Source organism: Tomitella fengzijianii, from assembly GCF_007559025.1.
Lineage (GTDB): Bacteria > Actinomycetota > Actinomycetes > Mycobacteriales > Mycobacteriaceae > Tomitella > Tomitella fengzijianii.
Genome location: NZ_CP041765.1, coordinates 1,736,048 through 1,753,098, shown reverse-complemented (window position 1 = coordinate 1,753,098; position 17,051 = coordinate 1,736,048). Strand labels below are relative to the sequence as shown.

The window sequence follows — 17,051 nt, the reverse complement described above, 5'->3', positions numbered from 1 at the left end:
GCCTGCGAACTCCGGGGTGATCGCCGACATTCGGTGAGCTGAATCTCATCGTAGGACGCCGGCCGATCGGCCGTACCCGAAAACTCCAGGATCCCGTGACATCGGCGAATCGGTGTGCGCCGAGCCGAAAAGGGGGCATCCTGGAGGCAGGACGCGCGCACGGCGCACAGCCCCACCGGGCCTGGCGCCGGCTGCGGTGACGCCGTGTTCCGACCCCGACCGGGCCGGTGCGGTGCCGGAGCGGCGCGGGTCACCAGGAGGCAGTCTCCCGCCCCGGAAGATCTCCGGACGGGCACGAGGAGGCGACGATGACCGCCGAACGCACACCTCTTTCCGGCCCCTTGCCCACATCGGGCGTGATGGGGCCCGCCGCGGACCAGGCCGACTCCCCGGCTCTCAGGGACCGGCTCGGCGACGTCATCGATGACCGCGGCGCGCTGCTGAGGCTTTACCGGGACCTGGCCGTACTTCGCCGCATCGACGAGCAATGCCTCGCCCTGGCACGCCAGGGCACGCTGGCGCTGTGGGCGCCGATCGCCGGCCAGGAGGCGGTGCTGGTGGGCGCCGCGCGGGCGTCGGACAGTCACGACCATCTGTTCATCAGCTACCGCGAGTCGCTCATGGCCTACTTGCGAGGCGTCCCGCCGGAACAGGTGCTGCCCATGTGGCGCGGCAGCGCGCTGGGCGGATGGGACCCCGCGGAGTTCGGAATCACCAACCCCGCGATCATCGTGGGGGCCCACGGGTTGCACGCCACCGGGTACGCGATGGCGGCCGCCCTCGACGGAACCGAGGACGGTGCGATCGCGTTCTTCGGCGACGGGGCGACGAGCCAGGGCGACCTGAACGAAGCACTCAACTTCGCCGCCGTCGCCACGGCCCCCGTGGTGTTCTTCTGCACCAACAATCAGTACGCGATCAGTGTCCCCGTCGCGCAGCAGACGGCCGTGCAACCCGCGCAACGCGCACAGGGTTTCGGCATCCCGTCCCTGCGGGTCGACGGCAACGACGTGCTCGCCGTCCTGGCCGCCACCCGCATTGCGACCGCCCATGTCCACGCCGGCGGCGGACCGTACTTCGTCGAAGCGGTCACCTACCGACTCGGCCCCCACACGACGAACGACGACCCCACGCGCTACCGGTCCGCCGCAGAGATGGAGGCGTGGCGCGCCCGGGACCCCGTCGAGCGCATGCGCGGATTCCTCGCCGACCGCGGCATGCTCGCAGGATCGGACGACGACGCGGTGCGCGCGGCCGCCGACGAGGCGGCACAGCGATTCCGCCGGACGAGCGCGGAGCTGCCCGAGCCCGACGAGGCGGGGATCTTCGCGCACGTCTACGCGGCTCCACACCCTTTGATCGACGAAGAGCGCCGGGCCTACGCCGACTACCTCGCATCGATCGGCCAGGCGGCCGCAGCCGGCCCCGTCGGATCGTCGACAGGTCAGGAGGCCCCACGATGACCGCCACAGACGCCCCCGTCGTCCCGGTCGCGCCACGCGAGGAAGGCGCAGACGTCGCCCCTGCGGACCAGCGCGGCGGCGCCGCACGTCTGGCGTTGGCCCCCGCGATCGGAGCGGGGTTGCGCCGCGCTCTCGAAGACGACGACCGTGTCGTGATCATGGGCGAGGACGTGGGCCGGCTCGGCGGCGTGTTCCGCGTGACCGACGGTCTGCAGAAGGACTTCGGCGAGCGCCGGGTAATCGACACGCCCCTCGCCGAGTCCGGCATCGTCGGTACCGCCTTCGGGATGGCGTTGCGAGGTAAGCGGCCGGTCTGCGAGATCCAGTTCGACGGTTTCGTCTACCCCGCGTTCGACCAGATCGTCACGCAGGTGGCGAAGATACACAATCGCACCGGCGGCGCCGTCGGGATGCCGCTCACGATCCGGATCCCCTTCGGCGGCGGGATCGGCGCGGTGGAGCACCATTCGGAATCCCCGGAGGCGTACTTCGCGCATACCGCGGGGCTCCGGGTGGTCAGCCCGTCGAACCCCTCGGACGGCTATTGGATGACCCGTCAGGCGATCGCCGCACCCGATCCGGTCATCGTCTTCGAGCCCAAACGCCGGTACTGGGAGAAGGGGCCGGTGGATTTCTCCGCGCCGCCCGCCGAGCCGCTCGGCGGCGCGCGCCTGATGACCTTCGGGAACGGCGAAGCCTCCGCGACGATCGTCACGTACGGCGCACTCGTCGCCACTGCCGTCGAGGCCGCGGAGACCGCTGTCGGCGAATGCAGCGTGGACGTGGTGGATCTGCGCTCGCTCTCCCCCATCGACTTCGACACGGTCGAGGAGTCGGTGCGGCGCACGGGGCGACTGGTGGTGGCCCACGAGGCGCCGGTGTTCATGGGGCTCGGGGCAGAGGTGGCCGCGCGTGTCACGGAACGCTGCTTCTACCGACTGGAGGCTCCCGTGATGCGTGTCGGCGGGTTCCACACGCCGTATCCGGCCGCCCGCGCCGAATCGCACTTCGTTCCGGACGTCGACCGCATACTCGACGCCCTCGATCAGGTGCTGGCACAGTGAGTGCGCCCGCGGAGTTCCTGCTTCCCGACCTCGGGGAAGGGCTCACCGAGGCGGAGCTGCTGTCCTGGTCGGTGGCGGTCGGGGACACCGTCGAGCTGGACCAGCCGTTGTGCGAGGTCGAGACGGCCAAGGCGGTGGTCGAGCTGCCCGCGCCGTTCGCCGGCACCGTCGCCGCCCTCCATGCGGAGCCGGGTGCGACCGTCGTCGTCGGCGAAAAGCTGGTCACCATCGACGACGGCGGCGGCTCCGGCACCGCCTCTTCCGACGCCGGCCTGGAAGTCGCCGCCGATGACGCCGCCCGGCCGGACTCGTCCGCGACGGGCGAGCCTCCTGCCGCGGCGCGCGCCGACGACGCCGCTCCACCCACCTTGGTGGGATCAGGCCCACTGCCGCACAGGCCGGGCCGGGCCGGATGGCGCCGCAGGTCGCACGGAACGCCGGCCACCAGCGCCGGTGCCGGTACCGGTGCCGATACCGATGCGGCAGGGGCGATCCGCGCGAAGCCGTCCGCGCGCAAGGCCGCCCGCGAGCGCGGCGTCGACATCACCGCCGTGCGTCCGGCCCGCGCCGACGGCGTCATCACCGAAGCCGACGTCGCCCGACGCGCCGGAGCAGGACGGGACGGCATCCGGACCCCCGCGGACGCGTTCCGCAGGGCCACGGCCGCGGCGGTCTCGGCGAGCGCGCGCTCGGTCCCGCACGCCACGGCCTTCCGCACGGCCGATTTCACCTCCGCGATGTCGCTGCTGCGCAGGCTCCGCGGCGACGGCGCAGACGGCGAGGACCGCACGGAGGTTCGGCTCTCCCCGCTCACCCTCGTCGCCAAGGCCGTTCTCGTCGCCCTCGTCCGCCACCCCCTCGTCAACGCGTCCTGGGCCGAGGACTCCGCAGACATCATCGAGCATTCCCGGGTGAATCTCGGGGTCGCCGTCGCCGGACCGCACGGGCTATCGGTACCGCACATCCGCGCCGCGGAATCCTTAGGGCTGAGCGGACTCGCCTCCGCGCTGGACGAGCTGGTCGACGAGGCACGGGCGGGCCGCACTCCCCCTGCACGCCTCCGCGGCGGGACGTTCACGATCACCAACATCGGCGTGTTCGGCCTGGAAGCGGGCACAGCGGTGATCAACCCCGGCGAGGCCGCCATCCTGTCCCTCGGCGCCGTGGAGCGCAGGCCCTGGGTCCACGACGACCACCTCGTGATCCGTGAGGTGGCGACGCTCGGGTTGTCCTTCGACCACCGGCTCATCGACGGCGAGCTTGCGGGCCGGTTCCTCGCAACCGTGGCGCAGTCCATCGAGAATCCACTGGGCCTGGCGGGCTGACGGTGCCGGGGGGACAATGAGCCACCGGGGGCAAGAGATCCGGCACAAGGACATCCAGGACGGGGGACGATGTCGCGGGGGGACAAGACGTCAGGGCCCGGCACTCTGCCATGGGGAGGCGAACCACGACGCGCCGGTCGGTGCGGCGTGGAGTGGGCGGGGGTCCTGGCACGAACCGCAGGGCTGATCGCGCTGATCGCGGCTGTGCTCCTGGTGCATCGCTGCGCGGCGTTCACGCCGATGGCCGACCGACCGGCCCCCGGCAGTCCCCCGGGATCGCGGATCCGCACCCTCCTCGCCGCCGTCGAGGTGATCCCCGCACGCCCCGACGTCCCGGGGTACGAACGCGACTGCGGCCCCGGCGAGGGCTGCGTGTTCGGCGCCGCGTGGACGGACGCGACCACCGCTCCCCTGTCCCACAACGGATGCGACACCCGCAACGACGTACTCGCCCGGACGATGACCGGGGTGCGGTTCCGGCCAGGCACCGGGCGCTGCGTCGTCGTCGCCGGCGCGCTCGACGATCCCTACACCGGTGACCGCATAGCGTTCCGCAAGGCCGACGCGGGCGAGGTGCAGATCGACCACGTGATCCCGCTCGCCGCCGCATGGGATCTCGGCGCCCACGCGTGGGCGCCCGCGATGCGCAGACGGTTCGCCAACGACGTGGACTTCGAGCTGCTGGCCGTGGACGGCCCGGCGAACATGCGCAAAAGCGACTCCACCCCGCAGGATTGGGTACCGGCCGACGCGGCCTACCGCTGCTTCTACGCGGCGAAGTATCTCACCGTCGCTGTGCGCTATTCCCTGCCCATCACCGCCGGGGACAGAGACGTGCTGTCGGGCATCGCCGAACGGTGCGGTTGAGGCACGTGGCCCCGGTTCTTCGTCGACGGCGCGGTCGCGGGGCCGGCGTCGGCGTGGTCAGCGACGATCGACGCCGGACCCCTCCCCTGGCACGATCTCGTCCGGGCCGCCGCGCCTCGCAGCGCTCAGCGTCTCCGGCGCGCCGAACCACGGTACCGCGGCCAGCAGACAGATGGCCCCTGTCACCGCGAACGCCACCGGGTACGAGAGCTGTTCGGCCAGGAAGCCGGCGGCGATGGGACCCACGATCGCACCGACGTCCGAGAGCATCTGGAAGCCCGCGAGCACGCTGCCGCCGCGGCGGTCGGCGCCGATCAGATCCGCCACCACCGCCTGCTGCGGCGCGTTGAGCAGACCCGCCCCCGCACCGGCGACGAACGAGGTCGCCACCAGCATCGCCGAACCGGCGGACAATCCCAGAGCGGCGGTGCCGACGCCGGTGATGGCCAGTCCTGCCAGGACCATCGGTTTGCGGCCGCGGGTGTCGGCGATCCGGCCCGCCGGGATCACCACCGCCGCGTTTCCGACGGCGAACACCGCCAGCGCGACCCCCGCCATGCTCTCGCCGGCGCCTATCGCGACGGCGAACAGGGGGACGAGCGCCACGCGGACGCCCATCGACGACCATCCGTTGGCGAACTTGGACACCAGTGCCGCGCGGTACGCGCGGTGGGCCAATGCCTCGCGGAGTTCCATGCTCGGTCTCTCCGCCGCCTCCTCACCGTTCGCCGGGTGCACGTCCTTGAGCAGCAGGCCCACCACGAACATCGCGACGATCAGCGCCGCCGCATACACCAGGAACGGCACGCGCAGCCCGAACCCGGCCAGCAGGCCGCCCAACACGGGGCCCAGGATGTTCCCGACCAGGAAGGCCGAGGAGTACAGGCCTGTCACGCGGCCCCGCGCGGCCGGATCCGCCAGGCGCACCAGCAGGCCCATCGCGGAGACGGTGAACATCGTGGACCCGATCCCGCCCAATCCCCGGAACACCAGGAGCTGCCAGTAGTTGGCCGCGAAAGCGCACGCCCCGGTGGACACCGCGACGATGAACAGGCCAGTGAGATAGACCCACCGTTCGCCCAGCAGGTTCACCAGCCGCCCGCCCGCCGGAGCGAAGACCAGGCGGAAGAACGCGAACACGCTGACGATGACCGTCGCCGCGGTGGTGCCCACGTCGAAGCTCTTGGCGAATTGCGGCAGCACAGGCGCGACCAGTCCGAAGCCCAGCGCGATGACGAACGCCGCCGTCACCAGGACCCAGATCGACCGTGGGATCGGAGCCCGCGCGGCGCTGTCGCGTCCGAGCCGCATCATCGAGCACTCGCCTTTCGCACGTTCCGGCCGGACGGGCGGACCCCGCACGCACGCGGGCCCCGCTCCGGCCTGAGCCGGGCGGGACCCGCGGTGAGTCCGTGCAGGACGCCCTTCGGTGTTCTCTGCGTGTCAGAGTCCTTTGAGTTCCTCGATGACGGACTCGACGGACTTCTTCGCGTCGCCGAAGAGCATCGACGTGCCGTCCGCGTAGAACAACGGGTTGTCGATGCCCGCGTAGCCGGTGCTCATCGACCGCTTGAGCACGATCGTCGAGCGGGCCTGATCCACATTCAGGATCGGCATGCCGTGAATCGGCGAGGACGGATCATTGCGCGCCGCCGGGTTGGTGACGTCGTTCGCGCCGATCACGACGGCGACATCGGTACGGCCGAACTCGCCGTTGACATCGTCCATCTCCTTCATCGCGTCGTATTCCACGTCCGCCTCGGCCAGCAGCACGTTCATGTGCCCCGGCATCCGGCCGGCGACCGGGTGGATGGCGTACTTGACCTCGACGCCCTTGTCCTCGAGCAGGCTGGCCATCTCCTTGACCGTGTGCTGCGCCTGCGCCACGGCCAGGCCGTAGCCGGGGACCACGATCACCTGGTTGGCGTAGGCCATCTGGATCGCCGCATCCGCCGCCGAGGTGGACTTGACCGTGCCGCCCGCATCGCCGGCCGGGCCCGCCGCGGCGTCGCCGCCGCCGAACGCGCCGAACAAGATCGCCGGGATCGACCGGTTCATCGCCTTGGCCATCAGGTTGGTCAGGATCGACCCCGACGCGCCGACGATCATGCCCGCCACGATCAGCGCCGTGTTGTCGAGCGCGATGCCCGCCGCCGCCGCGGACAGGCCGGTCATCGCGTTGAGCAGCGAAATCACCACCGGCATGTCCGCGCCGCCGATCGGCAGCACCACGAACAGGCCCATGATCCCGGCGGCGATGAGCAGGCCCACCATCCACCAGATCGACGTGCCGTCGTTGGTCGCCGCGCGCACGCCCATCACCACGGCGAGCGCTATCGAAACGACCAGCAGCACCATGTTCGCCAGCTGGAACCACTTCGCGTTGCCGGTGGCGAACTTCTCGAGCCCCTTGGGCATGATCTCCTGCAGCTTGGAGAACGCCACCAACGAGCCCCAGAACGAGATCGAACCGATGATCGCGGCGATCAGCGATCCGACCACCATCGGCGAGGCCGGCTCGACACCGTGGAAGTTCAAAAAGCCGTTCGTCTCCGAGGCCTCGGCCCAGGCGATCAAGGCGACGGTGCCGCCGCCGACCCCGTTGAACAGGGCGACGAGCTGCGGCATCGCGGTCATCTTGGTCTTGAGCGCCGGCGGGACTCCGAGCACCACGCCCAGGACCAGGCCCACGGCGATGAGGATCCAGTTGATCGCGGGCACGCCGACCCGGCCATGCCCGTCGTCGGAGACGGCGCCGTCGTTGTAAACCTGCAACAGCGTGGCGGCCACCGCGATGAGCATGCCCACCGCGGCGATCCAGTTGCCGCGGACCGCGGTCTTGGGCCCGGTCAGCCCCATCAGGCCGTAGATGAACATGCCGAACGCGACGATGTAGAGAGCGAGGACGGTGTAGTGCAGCCCCTCGCTGGCGGTATGCGCAGCAGCAAGGATCACTTGGCCGCCTCCTTCTTACCCTTGAACATGCCCAGCATGCGGTCGGTGACGGCGAAGCCGCCGATCACGTTGAGCGTGCCGAACACCAGCGCCACGAACGCGATGATCCGTACGCCCCATCCCGCGTCCGCAGGCAGCGAACCGAGCACGACCAGCGCGCCGAGCACGACGATGCCGTGGATGGCGTTGGTGCCCGACATCAGCGGGGTGTGCAGGGTGTTCGGGACTTTCGAGATCACGGCGAACCCGACGAACCCGGCCAGCACCAGGATCGCGATGTTCGCCAACAGTCCGGTGTACATCAGTGGTCCTCCTCGGTCCGGGTCACGCACGCCGCGGCGAGGATCTCATCGGAGAAATCCGGGGCCAGGCGCGCGTCGTCGTCGAGCATCAGCTCGAGCAGCTCCTGGACATTGCGCGAATACAACTCGCTCGCATGCTCGGGCATCGTCGCCGGCAGGTTCAGCGGCGACACGATCGTCACCCCATGCTTGACCACGGTCTGCCCGGGCTCGGTGAGCTCGCAGTTGCCGCCGGTCTCACCGGCCAGATCGACGATCACGCTGCCCGGGCGCATACCCTCGACAGCGGCGGCAGTCACCAGCCGCGGGGCCGGGCGCCCCGGCACCAGCGCGGTGGTGATCACCACGTCGAACCCCTTGATCGCGTCCTCGAGGGCCTGCTGCTGCTGATCACGTTCGGCCTCGGTGAGCTCGCGGGCGTAACCGCCCTCACCGGCGGCGTCGATACCCAGATCCAGCCACTGCGCACCGACGGACCGCACCTGATCGGCCACCTCCGGGCGCACGTCATAGCCGGTGGGGCGTCCGCCCAGGCGCTTGGCCGTGGCCAGCGCCTGCAGCCCGGCCACGCCGACGCCGAGGACCAGCACAGTGGCCGGCTTGACCGTGCCCGCCGCCGTGGTGAGCATCGGGAAGAACCGGGTCGATTCCGAGGCTGCGACGATCACCGCCTTGTAGCCGGACACGTTGCCCTGCGAGGACAACGCGTCCATCGCCTGCGCGCGAGAGATCCGGGGGATCGCCTCGACCGCGAACGCCTGGACGCCCGCCGCCGCGATCTCCTTGATGCCGTCGGCGTTTCCGCGCGGGTTCAGAAACCCGATCAGCGTCTGCTCCGGACGCATGCGGGCAAGCTCGCCCGCATCCGGCGCGGCGACCTTGGCCACCACGTCCGCAGACCAGGGATCACCGATCTGCGCTCCGGCCTCGACATAGGCGTCGTCGGGAATCAACGCCCCCGCGCCGGCGCCCGCCTCGACGACCACCTGCACGCCCTTGCCGGCCAGCTTGCCCACTACCTTCGGCACCAAAGCCACGCGGCGCTCGCCGTCGTTCGTCTCCCGAACCACGCCCACCACGGCACCCTGAGCCTTACCGCTCTGTGCTGAATCCAAGTGTCTGAAACTTTCTGCGTTGTGCTTTCTACCTGCTTTGTGCTTTCGACCTGCGTTGTGCTATCGACCTGCGTCGTGCCCACGATCTGAAGAGTCCCCCGTGGGAGGGCCGTGCCCGCGACGCGAATCGTGTCCGCATCCGTCCCGGGGATCGGGTGACTATAACCAGCGGCGGGTCCGCCGCAAAAACCGATGGGAGGCATCGTCCTCCGCAATCACACCGATGTCAGCCGAGTATGTCAGCAGTCCCTCACCGGCCCTGCTGCGGCCCCATCCACGCGGCCGGCACCCGCGGACGGGGGTGCAATCGGCTGCCGATCCACGCGCCCGCCCATAGGCTGATCCGCGTGACGACGTCGACAGACACCTCCCCGGACCCCGACCTCGCACCGCGGGATCTCTGGCGCGGGGCCTTCGCCTTCGTCATGGCCACGGGGATCGTCTCCACGGCGATCCTGAACAACGGCGCACACATCGTCGCGGCCGTGATGTTCACCGTCGCAAACGTGACGTACTTCACTCTCACGGTACGGGTGCTGTTCCGCTGGGAACATCACCGGGCGGCCGGCGACGGCGGCTTCATGACACTGACCTTCGTGGCCGCGTCGGGAGTTCTCGGAGCGCACTACGCGTTCCTCGATCTTCGGATCGCCGCGCTGGCCTTCGTCGTCATCGCCATCGCCTCGTGGGTGATCCTCGGATACACCGTCACCGCCCGCACCGTCGCCGCGGCCGCCAACGCGAAGCGCGGCTCGTTCACCGACGAGCTGTCGCAGGTCGACGGCACGTGGTTTCTCTGGGTCGTCTCGACGCAGTCCGTCGCCGTGGTCTGCGGCGCGTACGCGACGCATTTCGGCTCCCACGGTCTGGCGACGTTCGCGGCATTGTGCTGGTCGGTGGGAGTCGTCAAGTTCGGTTTGATCGCGTCCCTCGAATTCTCCCGACTCATGTTGCACCGCCTCGCGCCCCGCGAGACCGTGGCCCCCTACTGGATCTTCATGGGCTCGGCGGCGATCACGGTCCTCGCCGGCGCCCAGATCCTGGGGCTGAGCTCGGAGCAGTCCCTCCTCGAGCCGGACGTTGTCGCCACCGTATCCATGGTCCTGTGGTCTTTCTCCACGTGGCTTGTCCCGCTCCTGATCGTGCTGTTCGTCTGGCAGCTGTCACGCCGCCCCGGCGTTCCTCGTTTCCGGACGGCCTGGTGGTCGATGGTGTTCCCGATCGGCATGTACGGCGAGGCCAGCCGGCAACTCGGGACCATCCACGGCACCGGCTGGCTCGCCGACGTGGGCCGATGGGAGGCATGGTTTGCCCTCGTCATATGGGCTCTGACCTGCACGGTACTGCTAACGCAGCTGGCCGCCTCCCACCGTGCGGCACGATCACGCACAATGCATGCGTGACCCGCCACGACCCTGAGCAGCGCTCATCCGCACGTGCCGACCCGACCCCGCGTCGACGCGCACGCGACGCACGCGGGCGCGCGCAGAACGACCGCCCGCGCGACGCCCTGGGGCGGCCGCTCCCGCACGGCGCCACCGGCGTGCCCCGCCAGCCGGAAGGCATTGCGCGCACCCCGGAAGAGACGCTGGACCTCGGCCAGGACCTGCTCGACCACCACCGGCCGTTCCACGCGCACGACGTGTTCGAGGACCACTGGAAGCAGACGGCCGGCGCCGACAAACCCCTATGGCGCGGCCTTGCCCAGTTGGCGGTCGGAATCACCCACGCGGCGCGCGGGAACCCTGCCGGAGCCGCCGCCGTCCTGGACCGCGCCGCCACCACGATCTCACCGTTCGCCGCGGCGCCGCCGTTCGGCGTCGACGTGCCGGGTATCCGCGCCTGGTGCGCCGACCGGTCAGCACGACTCGACAGCGCCCGATCGCAGCCTGAGCCGACCTGGCTCGAACCCCCACGGCTGCAGGCAGGCCGCCAGGACGGCTTCGCCAGCCGCAGCGGCGCACCGGAGACGGGTGGCCCGCAGTGACCGCAGCACCCGTGCCGGTGGTCGTCCTGGCCGGGTTCCTCGGTGCCGGCAAGACGACACTGCTCAACCACCTGCTGTCGAACTCGATCGGCGTGCGCCTCGGCGTCATCGTCAACGACTTCGGGGCCGTCGGGATCGACGCTCTGCTCGTGGCGGGGCAGGTGGATGGGGTGGTCGACCTCGGGAACGGATGCGTGTGCTGCGCCGTGGACGGGGACGAACTCGATGTCGCTCTGGCACGAATCGCCCGCTCACCCCGCGGCGTCGACGCGATCGTGATCGAGGCCAGCGGGCTCGCCGAGCCGCGCAGCCTCATCCGCATGGTCGTCGGCAGCGCCTCCCGTGACATCCGGTACGGCGGGCTGATCGAGGTCGTCGACGCCGCGTCCTTCCCGGAAACCCGCCGGCTGCATCCGGAACTCGACGCGCACGTGCGGCTGGCGGACCTCGTGGTCATCGGAAAGACCGATCAGGTCTCCCCCGCCGATCTCGCCGCGGTCCGTGAGGCCGTCTCGTCGGTGTGCGGTCCGGTCCCCGTGATCGAGACGTCCCACGGCCGCGTCGACCCCTCGTTGCTCTTCGACGAGCAACGGCACGCCGCGGCGCCGGAATCGCCACGCCAGATGACGCTCGATGACATGCTGCGCGACCCGCTGAGCGGCACCGCGGGCGGCGGCGGGGAAGAACCCGACGCCGCGGCACCGCACCTCCATGCCGGGTACGACACCGTCTCCTACATCCACGACGGGCCCTTGCACCCGCGCCGGCTGGCCGCCCTCCTCGAAGACGCGCCTGCGGGCCTGTACCGGACCAAAGGCCTCGTGGCCCTGGCGGATCCGGAGGATTGCGGCACCTTCGAGATCCAGACCGTCGGCCGGTACATCCATGCCCGGCGGCGTTCCAACGGCGTATCCGGGGATCGGCTGTCGGATGCGGCCGGCGCGCCCTCCCCCGGCACCCGGCTGGTCGCCATCGGTACGGGGATCGACGAACCGGCGCTGATCGCAGCGCTCGACGCCTGCCGGATACGTGCGGACGAGCCGCCGGATACGCAGGCGATGCTCTCGATCCTGCGCTACCTCGATTGACGCCGCTACCGGACCGGCATACCGCGGACGGTGGGGCCGCGGCGTTGCGGTCCTACTCGCCGCGCGCCACGCCGCGCGTTGCGCACAGCGCTTTCGCGTCCGCAAACAGCTCGTCGAGCATCCGCTCCGTCAACCTGCCGGTGAAGGTGTTCTGCTGGCTGGGGTGGAAGCAGCCCAGCACGATGATGCGACGTCCGTCGGAGGTCTCGACCTCGGCCCGCGCGCCGTGCCCGAACCGGGGCTTGGGCCTGGGTATCCGCACTCCGGCATCGCGCAACGAGCGCAGTGCCGCGTCCCATCCGTAGCCCCCGAGCGCGACGATGACCCGCACCGTCGGCAGGACGAACGCGAGCTCGGCCGCCATCCACGGCGCGCACGCATCCCGCTCGGCCGTGGCAGGCTTGTTGCCGGGCGGCGCGCACCGCACCGCGGACATGATGCGCACGCGGCGCAGCCGTTGACCGTCCCCCACGTGCGTGCTCGTGGGGATGGCGGCGAAACCCGCCCGGTACAACGCGGCGTAGAGCCAATCGCCTGCGCGGTCGCCGGTGAACATCCGCGAGGTGCGGTTGGAGCCGTTCGCCGCCGGCGCGAGGCCCACGACCAGGATCTCCGGGGCCTCATCGCCGAACCCGGGCACAGGACGCCCCCAGTACGGCTGATCGGCGAACGACTTCCGCTTGGTGACGGCGGCCTCTTCACGCCAGGAGACCAGCCGCGGGCACGCCCGGCACACCGAGATACGAGCGTCGAGCGTGTCGAGATCGACCGCGGCGCCGGCGAGCGATGCGGCCTGGGCGGGGGTGGCCGCCACCGGCGTCGAGGAGTCGGCCGGGTCATCCGGCCACCCGGTGCCGGGCGGTACCGGGGAAGGGAATGCTCCCCCGACGAGCGGGTGCGGCAGCAGTTCCGAACCGTCCACGCCGGCTCCCTTCGCTGCACCGATCGGCCGTGGCCCAGCCTATCCCCGTGCCGTCCGCCGACGGTCGGCGGACGGCACGGGCGCGCATGGTTCGCGTCGTTCCCCTGACAGTCCCGGGCCCCGCGTAGCCTCGGGGTTATGAGGACACCGGCGCGGCACTCGGATTCCGCGGGCTCGGACCCGCGGAAGGTGCCCCGAGCCGCCCGCGAACGTGCGTTCCACCGTGGCCGCGCGCACAGCCCGGTCGCCCCCACAGGCAGCGCGCTCAGGAGACTCGCCCCAGTGGTACTGGCGCTCGCGGCCGCCATCACCGTCGCCGGCTGCGAAAGCGCGATCACCGAACCTTCCGCGCAGGAGACGACCGTTCCGTCGCTGCAGGCCCGTGCGACGCAGCCGAGCCGGGCCGAGCGGACCCCGCAGGCCATACCCACCCCCGTCACCACGCCGTCCGCGCCGCATCCATCCGCGTCGCCCCCGCCTGCGGCGCCTCCACCCGCGGCTCCTGCGACGCCCGCCGCCGGCCCGCCCCCCGGCGCGGACGCTCCGGCCTGTTCCTCCGGCGCGTTGGACGTGGCGTTCGGGCGAGTGGGCGGCGCGGCGGGCTCGACGATTCTCACTCTCGTGTTCACCAACACCTCGGCGACGTCGTGCACCCTGTTCGGGTTCCCCGGCGTCTCCTACGTCGGGGAGGACGGCACGACGCAGGTGGGATCCGCCGCCGTCCGCTCGCCGCGCCCCGAGCAGACCGTGCTGGTCGCCCCGGGGAACAGCGCATCGGCGCAGGTGCGCGCTGCGAACGTACAGAACTATCCGGCCGAGGAATGCCGACCGACAGCCGTATCCGGGCTGCGGGTCTATCCGCCCGGCGATACCGGCTCGGTGGTCCTCCCGCACGCGACCACCGGGTGCGCCACGAAGTCCCCGAACGTGACGCAGCTCGACGTCACGCCGGTCGTGCCCGGCAACGGCTCCTGACCCGGCCGGCCGAGCCCGGCCGGGCGGCACGAATTCACGCTTTTCACAGATTTCACTTGCAACACGCGCGCATAAATAGTTGACTTCTACGCAACAACCATCACTTGCGTCACATCGCAAACCCGGATCGGGTCCAGCTGGAGGTCACCGTGGAACTGTCTCGTCGCGATGCGCTGCGCACGCTCGTCACCGGTGCCACCGCCGCCGCCGGTCTGGCATTCATCGCCGCCCCCGCCGCCCGCGCCGAAGGGCTGGGCACCCTGATCGACTATTCCGCAGGCGTCCCGTCCGCCCGTTCCATCCGGGCGGCCGGATACAAGGGCGCCATTCGATACTGCTCCGACGCGCGAGCCGACTGGATGACGGGCAAACCCATGGCACGCAGCGAAGCCGACGCACTGCAGGACGCGGGCCTCGAAGTCGTTTCGTGCTATCAGTACGGAAAGGGCGACACCTCCGACTGGCTCGGCGGGCACGACGCGGGCGTCCACCACGCGACGCGTGGACTCGAACTGCACCGCGCGGCCGGCGGCGCCGCCCGCGCCCCCATCTACATGTCCATCGACTCGAATCCCACACGCGCACAGTTCGACGCCCAGGTCCTGCCGTTCCTCCAAGGCTGCGAAAGCGTCCTGGGCCACGGCCGGACCGGCGTCTACTGCAACGCCCCGACCATCGACTGGGCGCTCGCCGCAGGTGTGGGCGCCTACTTCTGGCAGCACGACTGGGGAAGCGACGGGCGCATCCACGACGCAGCACACCTGCATCAGCGAGCCATCGACTCCGACAAGGTGGACGGCGTCGGCATCGACCTCAACACGATCCGCAAGAGCGACTACGGCCAATGGTCCGCCCACGGCGGCCCGACCCCCCACCCGGACACCTCCGTGACGCAGACGGCCCCAGGAACCGGAGACGCACCGCCGGAGCAGACCCTAGGCCGACTCTCGCAGTCCGCCGGCGACCCGGGAGCATTGTTCGGCAACGCCGACCACCTGATCGACCGCGCCACCGGACTCGCCGACAGGGCCATCGGACTCGCCGGTCGACTCGCCGCCCGAATCGGCTGACCGCGCCGGGCCCTCAGGGGAAACCCAGCACCCGCCGATCCCCCACCAACTGCAACGCGGCACCGCGCCGGGCCTTCAGGGGAACCCCAGCACCCGCCGATCCCCCACCAACTGCAACGCGGCACCGCGCCGGGCCTTCAGGGGAACCCCAGCACTCTGCTACCCCACAACGACCGCGCCCTCCTATCCGGATCCACCACCACCTGGTCCCGGCGGTCGATCAGCAGCGTCCGGCGCCCGCGCTCGTCGTAGCCCGCCCACGAATCGGCAGCGCCGTCTCCGTCGGGCCTGCCGGTGCGGGCGAACGTCAGCCAACGCGAGCGGGTCCGCGCAGCAACCCGTTCCGCCGCGCGTCTGCCTCCCAACACGAACGTCGGATCCCGACGCATCGCCCCGAACGTTCCGAAAACATACGGAACCTCCGTGGCATGCCCCGCACCCACGCGGGCCGCGCGCAGCATTGGCGAGGCGTGATCGAACCGGTACAGCCACGTCGGCGCGAAACGGCTGTGGGCCTCCGCGATCCACACTGCGGGCATCCGGAACGCGGCGTCCTGCGAGACTGCGACAGCGCCCCTCGTACGCGGCAACTCCCGGTATCCGGACATGATCGCGGCCACCCGCTCGGGCGAAACGTCCGGATTCGCGGCGAGCACACCCGCCAGCATCTGGTACACCGACTGCGGCGTCACCGGCATCATCTGCATACGCAGTAGTCGGAAGATCGACGCCTCGTCACGATTGGTTCCGATGATCAGCGGCACCCGATGCGCCAAACCCTTCTGGAAGGCGGCCACCGGATACCGCGGCACCAAGTCCCCGTCCACCACGGGAGCCATGGCCAGGGTGCCCGGATCGGATCCGGACACGTCCGCGGACAACCGGCCGCTCGCCACGGCGAGCGCGGACACCGGCATCGCCCGCAGCTCATCCACGCGGTCGGCCGCCACGCCCAGAAGTGCCAGCAGTCGACGGGCCAGGGACTCGGCTCGCCGCATGCCGTACACGGAGGTGGCCGGCGAGCTCTGCGCGATCGCCCGGTGGAACAACCCCTCCGCGCGCGGCACCGCCATCAGTGTGGTGACCGCGCCGCCGCCTGACGATTCTCCGAAGACCGTCACGTTGTCCGGGTCGCCGCCGAAGGCGGTGATGTTGTCCCGCACCCACTCCAGCACCGCGAGCTGGTCACGCAACCCGACGTTGGAGTCGAAGGCGCCTGCATCGGTGGACATCGAGTCCAGAGAGACGAACCCCAGGACTCCCAGCCGGTAGTTGAAGGTCACCACCACCGCGTCCCCCTCCGCGGCCAGCCGTTGCCCCCGGTAGATCCCCTGCGAACCCGCCCCCAGGAAGTACGCTCCCCCGTGGATCCACACGAGCACGGGCCGTAGGCCACGGTCCGGCCGCGGAGCCCACACGTTCAGGTTGAGGCAGTCCTCGTCACGGACGAGTTCGGCCTCGATGGGCATACCCTCCGCCTGCGGGCAGACGGGCCCGAACTCTGCGCAATCGCGCACCCCGTTCCACCCGGCGGCCGGCTCCGGCGCCCGGAACCGCCGCATCCCCACCGGCGGGGCGGCGTAGGGGATGCCCCGCCACGCGAAGACCTCCCGCATCCCTTCTTCCGTCGTGCCCGCCCACCGGTCGAGGTGCCCGCGCACCGCACCGCAGGGCGGCTCGACCACCAGTGAAGGGGTGTCCCCCGCCTCCCGCCGCGCCGCCGTTCCGGCCCCGCGGCCCTCGGAACCGTCGCTCATCACGCGGCGGTGCGCCGTCTCTGCGCGGCCTGCACCACGGGGGCGTTCCAGCACATCAGCGACACTCTCCTTCATTCGCGCCGATCCGGCCCGCGCGGCGGGCCGACCGCACTCCCGCTGTCAGCGACACGGTCCCCGGCGACCGGCATGTTCCCCGTACC

At 70.8% G+C, this 17,051-nt stretch carries 14 protein-coding genes and 1 pseudogene; 9 read left to right on the top strand and 6 right to left on the bottom strand.

Annotated features, from left to right (window positions below; genetic code table 11):
* The first annotated feature begins 341 nt into the window (after nucleotides 1-341).
* From FO059_RS07965 to FO059_RS07950, 4 genes are all read left to right on the top strand, one after another.
* Nucleotides 342-1,463 carry a thiamine pyrophosphate-dependent enzyme gene (locus FO059_RS07965; RefSeq protein WP_372497919.1) on the top strand — a complete coding sequence of 374 codons (1,122 nt, stop codon included), beginning with the start codon at nucleotides 342-344 and terminating at the stop codon, nucleotides 1,461-1,463.
* Nucleotides 1,460-2,527 (top strand): alpha-ketoacid dehydrogenase subunit beta, encoded by a 1,068-nt coding sequence (locus FO059_RS07960; protein ID WP_143907816.1) that lies wholly within the window; start codon nucleotides 1,460-1,462, stop codon nucleotides 2,525-2,527. The genes FO059_RS07965 and FO059_RS07960 overlap by 4 nt, the downstream gene beginning before the upstream one ends.
* Nucleotides 2,524-3,852 (top strand): dihydrolipoamide acetyltransferase family protein, encoded by a 1,329-nt coding sequence (locus tag FO059_RS07955; RefSeq protein ID WP_143907815.1) that lies wholly within the window; start codon nucleotides 2,524-2,526, stop codon nucleotides 3,850-3,852. Before FO059_RS07960 ends, FO059_RS07955 begins: the two co-directional genes overlap by 4 nt.
* 240 nt (nucleotides 3,853-4,092) lie before the next feature.
* Nucleotides 4,093-4,719 (top strand): HNH endonuclease family protein, encoded by a 627-nt coding sequence (locus FO059_RS07950; protein WP_143910562.1) that lies wholly within the window; start codon nucleotides 4,093-4,095, stop codon nucleotides 4,717-4,719.
* Nucleotides 4,720-4,776: 57 nt separating this feature from the next.
* On the opposite strand, the gene FO059_RS07945 is transcribed toward FO059_RS07950, so the two are convergent.
* From FO059_RS07945 to FO059_RS07930, 4 genes are all read right to left on the bottom strand, one after another.
* Nucleotides 4,777-6,033 (bottom strand): MFS transporter, encoded by a 1,257-nt coding sequence (locus FO059_RS07945; protein ID WP_372497916.1) that lies wholly within the window; start codon nucleotides 6,031-6,033, stop codon nucleotides 4,777-4,779.
* A 129-nt stretch (nucleotides 6,034-6,162) separates the two neighbouring features.
* Nucleotides 6,163-7,674 carry an NAD(P)(+) transhydrogenase (Re/Si-specific) subunit beta gene (locus FO059_RS07940; protein ID WP_143907813.1) on the bottom strand — a complete coding sequence of 504 codons (1,512 nt, stop codon included), beginning with the start codon at nucleotides 7,672-7,674 and terminating at the stop codon, nucleotides 6,163-6,165.
* Nucleotides 7,671-7,976, bottom strand: a complete 306-nt coding sequence (locus FO059_RS07935; protein WP_143907811.1) for an NAD(P) transhydrogenase subunit alpha — start codon at nucleotides 7,974-7,976, stop codon at nucleotides 7,671-7,673. Before FO059_RS07935 ends, FO059_RS07940 begins: the two co-directional genes overlap by 4 nt.
* Nucleotides 7,976-9,055 (bottom strand): Re/Si-specific NAD(P)(+) transhydrogenase subunit alpha, encoded by a 1,080-nt coding sequence (locus FO059_RS07930; RefSeq protein ID WP_372497920.1) that lies wholly within the window; start codon nucleotides 9,053-9,055, stop codon nucleotides 7,976-7,978. The genes FO059_RS07935 and FO059_RS07930 overlap by 1 nt, the downstream gene beginning before the upstream one ends.
* Nucleotides 9,056-9,438: 383 nt before the next feature.
* On the opposite strand from FO059_RS07930, the gene FO059_RS07925 reads away from it, so the two are divergent.
* The 3 genes from FO059_RS07925 to FO059_RS07915 are packed head-to-tail and all read left to right on the top strand — an operon-like array spanning nucleotide 9,439 to nucleotide 12,166.
* The gene (locus FO059_RS07925; protein ID WP_158726752.1) at nucleotides 9,439-10,494 is read left to right on the top strand and encodes a tellurite resistance/C4-dicarboxylate transporter family protein; all 1,056 of its coding nucleotides are present in this window, start codon (nucleotides 9,439-9,441) and stop codon (nucleotides 10,492-10,494) included.
* Entirely contained in the window at nucleotides 10,491-11,078 is a 588-nt protein-coding gene (locus FO059_RS07920; RefSeq protein ID WP_233267044.1) for a DUF309 domain-containing protein, read from the top strand. Before FO059_RS07925 ends, FO059_RS07920 begins: the two co-directional genes overlap by 4 nt.
* Entirely contained in the window at nucleotides 11,075-12,166 is a 1,092-nt protein-coding gene (locus FO059_RS07915) for a CobW family GTP-binding protein (protein ID WP_143907803.1), read from the top strand. The genes FO059_RS07920 and FO059_RS07915 overlap by 4 nt, the downstream gene beginning before the upstream one ends.
* Nucleotides 12,167-12,218: 52 nt before the next feature.
* Here FO059_RS07915 and FO059_RS07910 read toward each other — a convergent pair whose 3' ends face one another.
* On the bottom strand, nucleotides 12,219-13,088 hold the full coding sequence (locus FO059_RS07910; RefSeq protein ID WP_143907801.1) for a uracil-DNA glycosylase: 870 nt from the start codon (nucleotides 13,086-13,088) through the stop codon (nucleotides 12,219-12,221).
* A 282-nt stretch (nucleotides 13,089-13,370) separates the two neighbouring features.
* On the opposite strand from FO059_RS07910, the gene FO059_RS07905 reads away from it, so the two are divergent.
* Both FO059_RS07905 and FO059_RS07900 read left to right on the top strand, forming a co-directional pair.
* Nucleotides 13,371-14,063 carry a DUF4232 domain-containing protein gene (locus tag FO059_RS07905; protein ID WP_233267043.1) on the top strand — a complete coding sequence of 231 codons (693 nt, stop codon included), beginning with the start codon at nucleotides 13,371-13,373 and terminating at the stop codon, nucleotides 14,061-14,063.
* A 149-nt stretch (nucleotides 14,064-14,212) separates the two neighbouring features.
* Nucleotides 14,213-14,914 (top strand): annotated as a pseudogene (locus FO059_RS07900) (DUF1906 domain-containing protein); the annotation flags it as partial.
* A 356-nt stretch (nucleotides 14,915-15,270) separates the two neighbouring features.
* Here the strand turns inward: FO059_RS07900 and FO059_RS07895 are convergent.
* Complete coding sequence (locus FO059_RS07895) at nucleotides 15,271-16,890, bottom strand: carboxylesterase/lipase family protein (protein WP_143907795.1); 1,620 nt, start codon at nucleotides 16,888-16,890, stop codon at nucleotides 15,271-15,273.
* Between the last annotated feature and the right edge of the window lie 161 nt (nucleotides 16,891-17,051).

Bases quoted from the DNA above. Each gene is read 5' to 3' on its own strand.
- FO059_RS07960 (WP_143907816.1), top strand. From the start codon at position 1,460: ATGACCGCCACAGACGCCCCCGTCGTCCCGGTCGCGCCACGCGAGGAA.
- FO059_RS07895 (WP_143907795.1), bottom strand. From the start codon at position 16,890: ATGAGCGACGGTTCCGAGGGCCGCGGGGCCGGAACGGCGGCGCGGCGG.
- FO059_RS07945 (WP_372497916.1), bottom strand. From the start codon at position 6,033: ATGATGCGGCTCGGACGCGACAGCGCCGCGCGGGCTCCGATCCCACGG.
- FO059_RS07950 (WP_143910562.1), top strand. From the start codon at position 4,093: ATGGCCGACCGACCGGCCCCCGGCAGTCCCCCGGGATCGCGGATCCGC.
- FO059_RS07935 (WP_143907811.1), bottom strand. From the start codon at position 7,976: ATGTACACCGGACTGTTGGCGAACATCGCGATCCTGGTGCTGGCCGGG.